General features: G+C 62.3%; 12 protein-coding genes. 6 read left to right on the forward strand and 6 right to left on the reverse strand.

Annotated features, from left to right (window positions below; all coding sequences use genetic code 11):
- Nucleotides 1-47: 47 nt before the first annotated feature.
- Complete coding sequence (locus X773_RS66445; protein ID WP_023679293.1) at nucleotides 48-1067, reverse strand: LLM class flavin-dependent oxidoreductase; 1020 nt, start codon at nucleotides 1065-1067, stop codon at nucleotides 48-50.
- Between the two features lie 251 nt (nucleotides 1068-1318).
- Between X773_RS66445 and X773_RS66450 the strand changes: the two genes are divergently transcribed.
- Together X773_RS66450 and X773_RS66455 are read left to right on the forward strand one after the other, a co-directional pair.
- Nucleotides 1319-1552 (forward strand): AbrB/MazE/SpoVT family DNA-binding domain-containing protein, encoded by a 234-nt coding sequence (locus X773_RS66450; RefSeq protein ID WP_023679294.1) that lies wholly within the window; start codon nucleotides 1319-1321, stop codon nucleotides 1550-1552.
- Entirely contained in the window at nucleotides 1549-1953 is a 405-nt protein-coding gene (locus X773_RS66455) for a type II toxin-antitoxin system VapC family toxin (RefSeq protein WP_023679295.1), read from the forward strand. Before X773_RS66450 ends, X773_RS66455 begins: the two co-directional genes overlap by 4 nt.
- Before the next feature lie 22 nt (nucleotides 1954-1975).
- Here the strand turns inward: X773_RS66455 and X773_RS66460 are convergent, their stop codons facing one another.
- The 5 genes from X773_RS66460 to X773_RS66480 all read right to left on the reverse strand — a co-directional run bounded on the left by X773_RS66460 (nucleotide 1976) and on the right by X773_RS66480 (nucleotide 6194).
- Complete coding sequence (locus X773_RS66460; RefSeq protein WP_023679296.1) at nucleotides 1976-2182, reverse strand: hypothetical protein; 207 nt, start codon at nucleotides 2180-2182, stop codon at nucleotides 1976-1978.
- Nucleotides 2183-2200: 18 nt separating this feature from the next.
- The gene (locus X773_RS66465) at nucleotides 2201-3343 is read right to left on the reverse strand and encodes a DegT/DnrJ/EryC1/StrS aminotransferase family protein (protein WP_023679297.1); all 1143 of its coding nucleotides are present in this window, start codon (nucleotides 3341-3343) and stop codon (nucleotides 2201-2203) included.
- A 252-nt stretch (nucleotides 3344-3595) separates the two neighbouring features.
- Nucleotides 3596-4519, reverse strand: a complete 924-nt coding sequence (locus X773_RS66470; protein WP_023679298.1) for a carbohydrate kinase — start codon at nucleotides 4517-4519, stop codon at nucleotides 3596-3598.
- Nucleotides 4516-4962, reverse strand: coding sequence for an RbsD/FucU domain-containing protein (locus tag X773_RS66475; RefSeq protein WP_023679299.1), 447 nt, complete (start codon nucleotides 4960-4962; stop codon nucleotides 4516-4518). The genes X773_RS66470 and X773_RS66475 overlap by 4 nt, the downstream gene beginning before the upstream one ends.
- 2 nt (nucleotides 4963-4964) lie before the next feature.
- Nucleotides 4965-6194 carry an ROK family transcriptional regulator gene (locus X773_RS66480; RefSeq protein WP_023679300.1) on the reverse strand — a complete coding sequence of 410 codons (1230 nt, stop codon included), beginning with the start codon at nucleotides 6192-6194 and terminating at the stop codon, nucleotides 4965-4967.
- Between the two features lie 229 nt (nucleotides 6195-6423).
- On the opposite strand from X773_RS66480, the gene X773_RS66485 reads away from it, so the two are divergent.
- From X773_RS66485 to X773_RS66500, 4 genes are all read left to right on the forward strand, one after another.
- On the forward strand, nucleotides 6424-7440 hold the full coding sequence (locus X773_RS66485; RefSeq protein ID WP_023679301.1) for a sugar ABC transporter substrate-binding protein: 1017 nt from the start codon (nucleotides 6424-6426) through the stop codon (nucleotides 7438-7440).
- 88 nt (nucleotides 7441-7528) lie between these two features.
- Entirely contained in the window at nucleotides 7529-8611 is a 1083-nt protein-coding gene (locus tag X773_RS66490) for an ABC transporter permease (protein ID WP_023679302.1), read from the forward strand.
- On the forward strand, nucleotides 8608-9396 hold the full coding sequence (locus X773_RS66495) for an ATP-binding cassette domain-containing protein (RefSeq protein WP_023679303.1): 789 nt from the start codon (nucleotides 8608-8610) through the stop codon (nucleotides 9394-9396). The genes X773_RS66490 and X773_RS66495 overlap by 4 nt, the downstream gene beginning before the upstream one ends.
- A 175-nt stretch (nucleotides 9397-9571) precedes the next feature.
- The gene (locus X773_RS66500) at nucleotides 9572-12040 is read left to right on the forward strand and encodes a glycogen/starch/alpha-glucan phosphorylase (RefSeq protein WP_023679304.1); all 2469 of its coding nucleotides are present in this window, start codon (nucleotides 9572-9574) and stop codon (nucleotides 12038-12040) included.
- Nucleotides 12041-12091 lie beyond the last annotated feature (51 nt).

The raw sequence follows: 12091 nt of genomic DNA on the forward strand, positions 1-12091 counted from the left end.
GAACGCAAGCATCGTATCGATGGCCGTGGTGCTTCCAATAAGTCGCGTCAGCGCCAGCCCAAGCCCGGAGCGACATGGGTCAGGATCGCCTCGATGACATGGGCGTTGTAGTCGACGCCGAGCTGGTTAGGAACGGTAAGCAGCAGCGTATCGGCCTCCACAATGGCTTCGTCGCCCTTTAGCTGTTCGATGAGCACGTCCGGCTCGGCGGCGTAGGAGCGGCCGAACACGGCGCGCCTGTCTGCCTCGATGTAACCGAACTGATCTCTGCTCTCATTGCCGCCGAAATAGGCGCGGTCGCGATCGTCGACCAGGGCAAAAATGCTGCGGCTGACCGACACACGCGGCTCGCGCGTGTGACCGGCCGCCTTCCAGGCCTCACGAAAAGCCTGGATCTGTTCGGCCTGCTGGATGTGAAACGGCTTTCCGCCTTCATCGAATTTAAGCGTGGAACTCTGCAGGTTCATCCCCAGTTTCGCCGCCCATTCTGCGGTGGCGTTTGTGGCGGCGCCCCACCAGATGCGCTCGCGCAGGCCCTCCGAGTGTGGTTCGACGCGAAGCAGGCCGGGCGGGTTGGGAAACATCGGCCGCGGATTGGGCTGCGCAAAGCCTTTGCCCAGCAACACTTCGAGCAGCACTCCGGTGTGTCTGCGGGCCATGTCGGCATCGCTCTCACCCTCTTGCGGGGCATAGCCGAAGTAGCGCCATCCGTCGATCACCTGCTCCGGCGAGCCGCGGCTGATGCCCAGCTGCAGACGCCCTCCGGCGATCAGATCGGCTGCGCCAGCGTCCTCGGCCATGTAGAGCGGGTTCTCATAGCGCATGTCGATGACCGCCGTGCCGATCTCGATACGGCTGGTCTTTGCGCCAACCGCCGCCAGCAGAGAGAACGGCGAGGCGAGTTGGCGGGCGAAGTGATGCACGCGGAAATACGCGCCGTCCGCACCCAGTTCCTCGGCGGCGACGGCTAGGTCGATGGACTGCAAAAGCGCGTCGGATGCCGTTCGCGTCTGCGATTGTGACGAGGGCGTCCAGTGCCCAAACGAGAGAAAACCAATCTTCTTCATGAGAGAACCGGCCTAGAGGGAAACAGATGCAGATTATGCTTCGGGGCGGAGCAAAGCATCCCAAAAATCCGCCCTGACGGCAATCTTCAAAGCCGCTCCGGCAGATTTGTGGAGAAGGGCAGGGGAGGAGTTTTGGCAATTCTGAAGGCGAACGTGTGATCGCGAATGGCGGGATGAATGTGGATATAGCGGTTGAAATCCACCATGACCGGTAATACCTTGTTGGCTGTTGGTATTACCGAGGTGTGAACATGACCACCAAAGTCACAGCCAAGGGACAGGTGACCATCCCAAAGCCGGTTCGCGAACTGCTTGGGATTGTTCCGGGCAGCGGAGTCGATTTCCGCCGCGCCGATGACGGCAGCGTCGTGATTACGCGGAGTGACAAGAAGCAGCCCGCGAGCCGCTTCGCGAAATTGCGCGGCCATGCCGGCAAGGGCCTCGGTACCGCCGCGATCATGGCACTGACGCGTGGCGACGTGTGACGCTAGTCGACACCAACGTTCTGCTTGATCTTGTTACGGACGATCCGAACTGGGCGGATTGGTCGATCGCCCAGCTTGAGGCGCAAAGCCTGAATGGCCCGTTATTGATCAACGATGCTGTCTATGCAGAGCTTGCCGTCCGATACGAGCGCATCGAGGATCTCGACGCCTTTGTTGATGAAGCTGGTCTCGAAATGGCTCCTATGCCACGGGCAGCACTGTTCCTCGCGGGAAAGGTTTTTACGCAGTACCGGAGATCGGGGGGATTGCGCACCGGCGTGCTGCCTGATTTCTTCATCGGTGCTCATGCCGCCGTCAATGGGCTGCCGCTACTCACGCGCGACGTTGGCCGCTACCGTACCTACTTTCCGTCGCTCAAGCTGATCACACCAAACTCGTGAATAGCCCGCCGAACACGGTCCGCTAGGAAGGTGCCGCGAACGCGAGCACTATCGCGATGAGGATCAACAGCGGCCCCATCCATTTAAAATGGGTTCCAAAGTTGGTCCACCATGCCTGCTGTTGGCCCGGGCGAGCTTGGAACGGGTCCGCGAGAAATCCGAAGCCGACGCCGGCCATCCACAACCCGGCGCAGAACATGATGAACTCGTCGATGTATTCCGCGACCACGCTTCGAAACTTTCGAATTTATGCCGCCGCTACATGCGCCGAATTCGAGCCGATATAGTTACGGATCGTTTCGATGATCCGGTCCTGGTCGGCCTCGCTCAGATAAGGATGCATCGGCAGGCACAGGATGCGCTTCGGCAACTCTTCCGAAACGGCAAGGCCGGTCGGCGTGCGCGGATAATCGCGATAGGCAATCTGGCTGTGCAGCGGTTTCACATAGTAGATAACCGACGGAATGCCCTTTTCACCGAGATGTGCCTTGAGCCCGTCGCGTTTCGGCGTTTCGATGGCGTATTGCGCCCAGGCCGAGCGGCCGCCGCCCAGATTGCGCGCCGCCTTGACGATATCGCCGAGACCTTCGGCATAGCGATTGGCGACCGCTTGCCGCGCCACCATCTCGTCCTCGAGGATGGCCAGCTTCTCGATCAGGATCGCCGCCTGCAGCGTGTCGAGCCTTGAATTGATGCCGACGCGGACATTGTCGTATTGCGTTTCGCCCTTTCCGTGAAAGGCGAACGAGCGCAGCTGTTCGGCCAGCGCATCGTCATTGGTGAACATCGCACCGCCGTCGCCATAGCAGCCGAGCGGCTTTGCCGGATAGAAGCTGGTCGAGCCGACGGTGCCGAACGAGCCGCACATCTTGCCGTGAGCCGAGCCGCCGGTCGCCTGCGCCGCATCCTCGATGACCATCAGGCCTTCGCGATCGGCGATGGCCATGATCGCCTCGTAATCGGCGGCGAGGCCGAACAGGTCGACGGGAATGATTGCCTTCGGCCTCAGCCGGCCCTCCGCCTTGATCATGGCGATTGCCGCCTCGAGGCTGGCGATGTCGATATTGTAGCTGTCGGCATCGACATCGACGAACACCGGTTCGGCCTTGGTCAGCGCCACCACTTCGGCCGTGGCGGCGAAGGTGAAGCTCGGCACGAACACCGCGTCGCCCGGGCCGATGCCGGCGGCAAACAGCGGCAGCAGCAGCGCATCGGTGCCGTTGGCGCAAGCGACCACGTGCTTGGTGCCGATATAGGCGGCGAGCTTGTTTTCGAATTCGGTGACCTGCGGCCCCAGAATATAGCGGCCTTCGTCGACGACGCGGTCGATTGCCGTCTTCAGCCTGTCGCGGATGCGTTCGCGCTGCGCGCCAAGATCGATGAACTGCATGTCGGCCTCAAACGGTTTAGCCAGATAACCGGCCGCTGGTAGCAGACTTGGCACGGCCGAGAAAGCCGCAGGGCAAAACCCTGAATTGCTCAAGTGTCGCAGCCTGTTACCTCTGGTTTCCGATCTGCCCTCTTAAACGCGAGGAAATCCGGGCTTCGGCATGCTTGATATGGCCTTTGTATCCCGCCCCACTGGCTGGGCGAAACATAAAGTGATCGCCGGCAAGCGGTCCGCGAGGCTGTTGCCAGCCGGTCAGGCGATTTCATGCCGCCATGGCGGGTTGGCGCCGGCCCGCGATACTGTCACCGCCGCGGCCTTGGCGCCGAGCGTCAGCGCCTTTTGGATGGCGTCTTCCGGCAAGCTGGCGATTGCCGTCTTCGAGAGCAGACCCTGTTCGTGCAAGGAGGCAAGAATGCCGGCATTGAACGTGTCGCCGGCGCCGACCGTATCGACCACCTCGACCTTATCCGGCACGACGGTGACCCGGTGCTGGCTGCTGTAACCGACCGCGCCCTCGCTACCATGGGTGACGACGATCAGCTTCGGACCGCGGTCCAGCCAGTTCCGGACGACGTCCTCATGCGAGCCGGCTTCGCCGAACCAGTTCAGATCCTCGTCCGACAGTTTCACGATGTCGGCCATCGCCATCATGTTGCGGATGCGCCTGAGGTGCTTGGCCTTGTCCGGAATGAAGTTTGGCCGGATGTTGGGGTCGAGCATCATCACGCGGCGCTCATGCTCGCGTCGCATGAACTCTTCATAGGCCGACCCGGCCGGCTCCGAGATCAGGCTGATGGCGCCGAACAGCATGGCCTCGATCTCGCTGCCGAGTTCCGGCAAGTCCTCGATGGTCAGCATGCGCCCAGCGGTGTTCTCGTCGTAGAAGGTGTAGGTCGCCTGGCCGTTGTTGAGCCGCACGAAGGCGAGCGTGGTCGGACGCGGCGAGGTGTGCGCATATGTGGAACTGACCTTGCTGGCCTCCAGCGCCTCCCTGAGCTGGCCCCCGAACAGATCCGACGACAGGCCGGAGAAAAAGGCAGCGGGCGCTCCGAGCCGACCGAGCGCAATGGCCGAGTTGAAGACGGCACCGCCGACATAGGGCGCAAAGGCCGGCTCGCCCTCCGTCGTGGTGCGCGGCAGCATGTCGATCAGGGCTTCGCCGCAGCAGAGAATCATGAAGTCTTGCTTTCCGGCGGATAGATCACGCCCTTGCGAATGATGATGTTGGCATAGAGCCGCGGCTCGCTTGTCGCGACGATCGCGTGCGCGGCCTTGACCCGTGCATAGAAGTCGGCGCCGGCAAGCGCAACCACCTTGCGGCCCGGCGCACGCCTGGCGCAGATCGCTTCCATCTCATGGTGAACCGGATCGGCGAGCAGGGGATCGCCTTTGGCCGAGGCGCGAAACAGCGCCTGCGGCACGGCGTCGTCGACCGGCAATACGCTCAATACCGCATCGAGCACGGGGACGAGATGATGACCGTCGGCGCGGATCAGCCGCTGTGCCTGCTGCTCGGCCGGGTAGTTGCCGTCGACCAAGGCGATCTCGTCGCCATGGCCCATGGCGCGCAATATCGCCAGAAGCTCGGGGCCGAGCAGCGCCGGGATGCCGATCAGCATGCTCAGAAGCTCCGGGAAATCGTGGTCGAGCCGATGAGGAAGCGCTCCGACAGCGGCAGGCTGGCGCCACCCAGCGCCCGCGCATGGATGCCGACGGTTCCCTCGCGAACGGTCGGAAGCCGCAGGCCTTCGCCGTCGATCCTGCCGATTGCCTGGATGACCGCATCGACAAGCCGCCTGCGCACGGCAAGCGGCATCCATCCGTCGATCACCGCGGCTTCGAAATCGATGAGGGAGGAGGCCGAAACGATGGCATAGGCAAGCGCCTGCGAGGCGCTGGCGATCCAGTCGTCAAGCTCGGCGCCGATCTCGCCCCAGTCCCCCGGTGATGTCCACAGATGCGAGGCCTCGATGCCGCGCGCGTTGAGCGCCTTTTCCAGCATGGCGATCGACGCCACGTCGATCAACTGCGTCGGCTTGCCGTCCGGCCCGGGCACCGGCATTGAGCCCAGCGCGCCGGCATTGCCGGTCGGGCCGCCAAACAGCCGGCCGTTCAGCACGATGCCGCCGCCGGCAAAGGCGCCGATATAGAAGTAGACGAAATCGCGTGCCGCACCCGCCGCGTGGCCGAACACGAGCTCGGCGCCGCAGGCCGAGGTGGCGTCGTTCTGCAGATAGACTGGAAATTCGCATTGCGCCTGGATGTCGGCGCGAATATCGCGATGGCGCCATTCGTCCATGATTTCGCGCGGTGCGCCGGCGGTGTCGGCCCAGTTCCACAATTCGAACGGCATGGCGATGCCAAGCCCTGCGATGCGCTTGTCCTGCGCCGGGGTGAGTTCGCCGCGCATCTTCTTCATGCCGCTTGTGACGAATTCCACCGTCTCGCGCGGCGCCGGATAGCGGTAGGAATGCTGCAGCATCGAGCGTACGTTGCCGAGGAAATCGATCAGCACCAGCTCGGCGCTGCGGCGGCCGATCTTCAGGCCGATGAAGTAGGCGCCGTCGGGATTGAGCGCCATGGGTATCGAGGGCTGGCCGATCTTGCCGCGCAACGGCGCCTGGCGAACGAGCAGGTCGTCCTCCTCCAGCTCGCGCATGATGACGGACACTGTCTGCGCCGAAAGGCCCGTCATGCGCGCAATATCGGATTTGGCCAGGCTGCCGTGCTGACGCACCAGCGACAGCACCAGCCGCTCATTGTGGTCCCGCATGCCGCTTTGATTGGTGCCGCGGTGCAGACGGCTTTCGGCCGCATCGGGCGAACCGTGCCTCGTAACGCCGGTCTCCACCCCTGTTCCTCCCGTCGTTTCCCCTCAATGCTTTTGGTCTAGAGTGGGTGAACAACCCTGCGATGTCAATAATAAATAAGAGTGATTTAATTATTGACAGTGCTGGCGGACTGGTGTCTCTTGAGATCGGCGTCGACACTGGGAGATTTCGTCGGACGCGCTGCAGGTGCCGGTTGGCCGGCATCCTAAATGGTTCTATGGGAGGAAAATCGTGACCACGTCAAAACTGTTGAAATCCACCGTGTTTGCCGCGGCCGGACTGAGCCTGATGGCCTTTGCGTCGACGGCATCGGCCGCCGGGGTCGGCGCCTGCTTGATCACCAAGACCGACACCAATCCCTTCTTCGTCAAGATGAAGGAAGGTGCCGCCGCGAAAGCCAAGGAAATTGGTGTCGATCTGAAGGCCTACGCCGGCAAGGCGGAAGGCGACAATGAGGGCCAGGTTGCGGCGATCGAATCCTGCATCGCCGACGGCGCCAAGGGCATTTTGATCACCGCCACCGACACTGCGGCCATCGTGCCGGCGGTGAAGAAGGCGCGTGATGCAGGGGTGCTGGTGATCGCTCTGGACACCCAGCTCGAGCCTGCCGACGCCGCGGATGCGACGTTTGCGACCGACAATTTCAAGGCCGGCGAGCTTATCGGCTCCTGGGCAAAGGCCACCTTGGGCGACAAGGCCAAGGACGCGCACATCGCCTACATGGATCTTATCGCCAGCCAGCCCTCTGTCGACGTGCAGCGTGATCAAGGCTTCATGAAGGGCTTCGGCATCGACCTCGGCGACCCCAACAAGATCGGCGACGAAACCGACGCACGCAATGTCTGTCACGATCTGTCGAGCGGCAATGAGGATGGCGGGCACACTGCCATGGAGAATTGCCTGCAGAAGGATCCGGATATCAACGTCGTCTACACCATCAACGAACCTGCGGCCGCGGGCGCCTACCAGGCGCTGAAGGCCGTCGACAAGGAGAAGGACGTCCTGATTGTCTCGGTCGATGGCGGCTGCCCGGGTGTCAAGAACGTTGCCGAGGGCGTGATCGGTGCCACTTCACAGCAATATCCACTGCTCATGGCCTCGCTCGGCATCGAGGCGATCAAGACCTTTGCCGACAGCGGCAAGAAGCCTGAGCCGTCGCCCGGTCTGAACTTCTACAACACCGGCGTGACGCTGATCACCGACAAGCCTGCCGCCGGCATCGAATCCATCGACACGAAGCAAGGCCTCAGCAAGTGCTGGGGTTGATTTGATCCCCTGATCGGCTCAACTTCAAAAGAACAATAGAGAATGTGGAGCGGTTTCGGCCGCTCCACATCACAGGCGGGAGGTCGACTTGAGCGTCGAAACAACCAGGAGCAAGGGACCGCAGGAATTCGAGACGGTCCTGGCCACTAGCGACACCAGCGTCGCTTCATTCGAGACGCATTCCCGCTCGACGCTGGAGAGCATCCAGCACCGCTTGCACAAAAGCCCTGCCATGGTGCCCCTGATCATCCTGATCATCTCGGTGGCTCTGTTCGCAGTCGTCGTCGGCGGACGCTTCTTTTCTCCTTTCACCCTCACCCTGATCCTCCAGCAGGTGGCGATAACCGGCATGGTCGGCATCGCGCAGACACTGGTGGTGCTCACCGCCGGCATCGACTTGTCCGTCGGCGCCATCATGGTGCTGAGCTCGGTCGTCATGGGCCAGTTTGCCATGCACTACGGTGTCCCAGCGCCGGTGGCCGTTGCCGTCGGGCTGCTTGTCGGCGCGATTTGCGGCTTGATCAACGGCATTCTCATCGCCTGGGTGAAACTGCCGCCCTTCATCGTGACGCTCGGGACCTGGTCGATCTACGCTGCCATCAACTTCATCTATTCCGGTAACGAGACCATCCGCAGCCAGGATCTCGAGACGACGGCGCCGCTGCTGCAGTTTTTCGGCGGATCGTTCAGGATCGGCGGCGCCGTCTTCACCTATGGCGTGCTGTTGGTGCTGATCATGGCGGCAATTGCCTGGTACGTGCTCAATCACACCGCGTGGGGCCGGCATGTCTATGCGGTCGGCGACGACCCGGAGGCCGCGGAGCTGTCGGGTGTGCGCGTCAGCCGGATGCTGGTCGCGGTCTACACGCTGACTGGTATCATTTGCGCCATCGCCGGCTGGGCCCTGATCGGACGCATCGGATCGGTCTCGCCGCAGGCCGGGCAGTTCGAGAACATCAATTCGATTACCGCCGTGGTGATCGGCGGCACTTCGCTGTTCGGCGGCCGCGGCTCCATCCTCGGGACCATCTTCGGCGCGCTGATCGTCGGCGTGTTCGCGCTCGGCCTCAGGCTTTGGGGGACAGATCCGCAATGGACGCAATTGTCCGTCGGCGCCCTTATCATCATCGCTGTTGGTATCGACCAGTGGATCAGGAAGATCTCGGCATGAACCAGACTCACGAACCGATCCTTACCGCGCGCAGCCTGGTCAAGCGCTACGGCCGCGTCACCGCTCTCGACAGCGCAGACTTCGACCTCTATCCGGGCGAAATCCTTGCTGTCATTGGCGACAACGGCGCCGGCAAGTCGTCGCTTATCAAAGCCATTTCCGGAGCGGTCACCCCGGACGAAGGTGAGATACGGCTTGAAGGCAAGCCTATTGCCTTCAAATCACCGATGGAGGCGCGCGAGGCCGGCATCGAGACCGTCTACCAGAACCTGGCGCTGTCGCCGGCGCTGTCGATCGCCGACAACATGTTCCTCGGCCGCGAGATCCGCAAGCCCGGGTTCCTCGGCGAATGGCTGCGCATGCTCGACCGTCCGGCGATGGAAAAGCGTGCCCGCGACAAGCTCACCGAACTTGGCCTGATGACGATCCAGAACATCAGCCAGGCGGTGGAAACGCTCTCCGGCGGCCAGCGCCAAGGCGTGGCGGTGGCGCGTGCCGCCGCCTTCGGCTCGAAGATGGTCATCATGGATGAGCCGACGGCCGCGCTCGGCGTCAAGGAGAGCCGCCGCGTGCTCGAACTCATACTCGACGTCAAACGCCGAGGCCTGCCTATCGTGCTGATTTCACACAATATGCCGCATGTCTTCGAGGTGGCCGACCGCATCCACATTCATCGGCTCGGCCGTCGCCTGTGTGTCATCGATCCGAAGCAGTATACGATGTCCGACGCCGTCGCCTTCATGACTGGCGCCAAGGTGCCGCCGGAAGCGGCGCTGGCGGCTTGAGCAAGAACTTGAGGCCCATCGCCGAGGGGCCCAAACGCGATGTTTCCAAATGCCAAATTGCCGCAGGGCAACCCGGCTTGCGATCACCCGAATCGATTGAACATCCGGTGGGATGCACTAGCATTGGCAGAGATGGTGAAAGCCGCATGATCCTGGCAACGTCACGAGAGGCAGCATGACGCGCGCGATGACAACCGAAGCTCCTCTGCCCACGCTCAAAAACCCGGATCCCAAGACGCTCGCCGAGGAAGTCTTGCAAGCCCTCAAATACAGGGTCGGCAAGGGCACCAACGTTGCAACCCAGTACGATTGGCTCACCGCCTCGATCAAGGTTGTACGCGACCGCATAGTCGATCACTGGATGCAGGCGACCCAAGAGGCCTACGCCCAGCAGGAAAAGCGCGTCTACTACCTGTCACTGGAATTCCTCATCGGCCGCCTGATGCGCGATGCCTTCTCCAATCTCGGCCTGATGGACAATATGCGCGAGGCGCTGTCGTCGCTTGGCGTCGACCTCGACATCATTGCTGCGCTCGAACCGGACGCTGCCCTTGGCAATGGCGGTCTTGGCCGGCTCGCCGCCTGCTTCATGGAAAGCATGGCGACCGTCAATATCCCTGCGCATGGCTACGGCATCCGCTACGCCAACGGCATGTTTCGGCAGGAGATCCATGACGGCTGGCAGGTGGAGCTGCCCGAGACATGGCTCGATCACGGCAATCCCTGGGAGTTCGAGCGCCGCGAACGCTCCTTCGAGGTCGGCTTCGGCGGCTCGGTAGAATCGGTCACGTCGAAGGACGGCCGGCTCGAGCGCCACGTCTGGAAGCCGACCGAACATGTTCTGGCAGTCGCCTATGATACGCCGGTTGTCGGCTGGCGGGCCAACCGCGTCAACACGCTGCGTCTGTGGTCCGGCATGCCGGTCGACCCGATCCTGCTCGACAAGTTCAACGCCGGCGATCACATCGGCGCGCTCGCCGAAAGCAACAAGGCCGATGCGTTGTCGCGCGTCCTTTACCCGGCCGATTCCCACAAGGCGGGCCAGGAGTTGCGGCTCAGGCAGGAGTATTTCTTCTCCACCGCCTCGCTGCAGGACATCGTCCAGCGTCATCTCAGCCAGTATGGCGACCTGCAATCGCTGCCCGACAAGGCGGCGATCCATCTCAACGACACCCATCCGGCGATCGCCGTAGCCGAGCTGATGCGCCTGTTGATGGATGTCCACGGCATGGATTTCGACCAGGCCTGGAGCATCACCAAGCGCACCTTCGGCTACACCAACCACACGCTGCTTCCCGAAGCGCTGGAAAGCTGGCCCGTGCCGCTGTTCGAGCGGCTGTTGCCGCGCCACATGCAGATCGTCTACGCCATCAACGCCGAGGTGCTGCTCGAGGCGCGCGCCTCCGACCAGTTCTCGGACGAGCAGATCAGCCGCATCTCGCTGATCCAGGAAAATGGCGATCGCCGCGTGCGTATGGGCAATCTGGCCTTTGTCGGCTCGCACTCGATCAACGGCGTGTCGGCACTGCATACGGAATTGATGAAGGAGACGGTGTTTGCCGACCTCCACAGGCTCTACCCGGATCGCATCAACAACAAGACCAACGGGATCACACCGCGGCGCTGGCTGATACAGTGCAATCCCGGCCTCACTGCACTCACCCGAGAGGCGATTGGCGACGGCTTCCTCGACGACATCGACGAGATAAAGCGGCTTGATCCTTTCGCTGAGGACGCAGCCTTCCGCGACAAGTTCGCCGCCGTCAAACGGGCGAACAAGACGAGGCTTGCCAAGCTCGTTGCCGACCGGCTCGGCATCAAGGTCGACCCATCGGCGCTGTTCGACATCCAGGTCAAGCGCATCCACGAATACAAGCGCCAGCTCTTGAACATTCTCGAAGCGGTCGCGCTTTACGACCAGATCCGCTCGCATCCGGAGCGCGACTGGATGCCTCGCGTCAAATTCTTCGGCGGCAAGGCGGCGCCCAGCTATCACAACGCCAAGCTGATCATCAAACTTGCCAATGACGTCGCCCGGGTCATCAACCGCGACCCGGCGGTGCGCGGCTTGCTGAAAGTGGTATTCGTGCCGAACTACAATGTCAGCCTGGCCGAGATCATGATGCCGGCCGCCGATCTTTCGGAGCAGATATCGACCGCCGGCATGGAAGCGTCCGGCACCGGCAACATGAAGTTCGCGCTGAACGGCGCGCTGACCATCGGCACGCTCGACGGCGCCAATGTCGAGATCAAGGAATGCGTGGGCGACGACAATATCTTCATCTTCGGCCTGACCACCGATGAGGTCGCCGAGCGACGCAACAATGGTTACGATCCGCGCGCTGTGATCGAGGGATCGCCTGAATTGGCGCAGGCGCTGGCCGCGGTTTCATCCGGAGTCTTTTCACCTGACGATCCGGACCGTTATCGCGACCTGATCAACGGTCTTTACCAGAGCGACTGGTTCATGGTCGCCGCGGATTTCGATGCCTACGCCGCCACCCAGCGCGACGTCGATGCCGTCTGGCGCAACAGCCCGGACTGGTACGCCAGAGCCATCCGCAATGTCGCGCGCGTCGGCTGGTTCTCGTCCGATCGAACGATCCGCCAATATGCGAAAGACATATGGCACGTGCCCGCCTGATATGATTGCATGTGGCCACGAACAATGTGGTCCTAGTGGAGTGGATTTGAC

It is taken from the genome of Mesorhizobium sp. LSJC280B00, assembly GCF_000502835.1.
Taxonomy (GTDB): Bacteria; Pseudomonadota; Alphaproteobacteria; order Rhizobiales; family Rhizobiaceae; genus Mesorhizobium.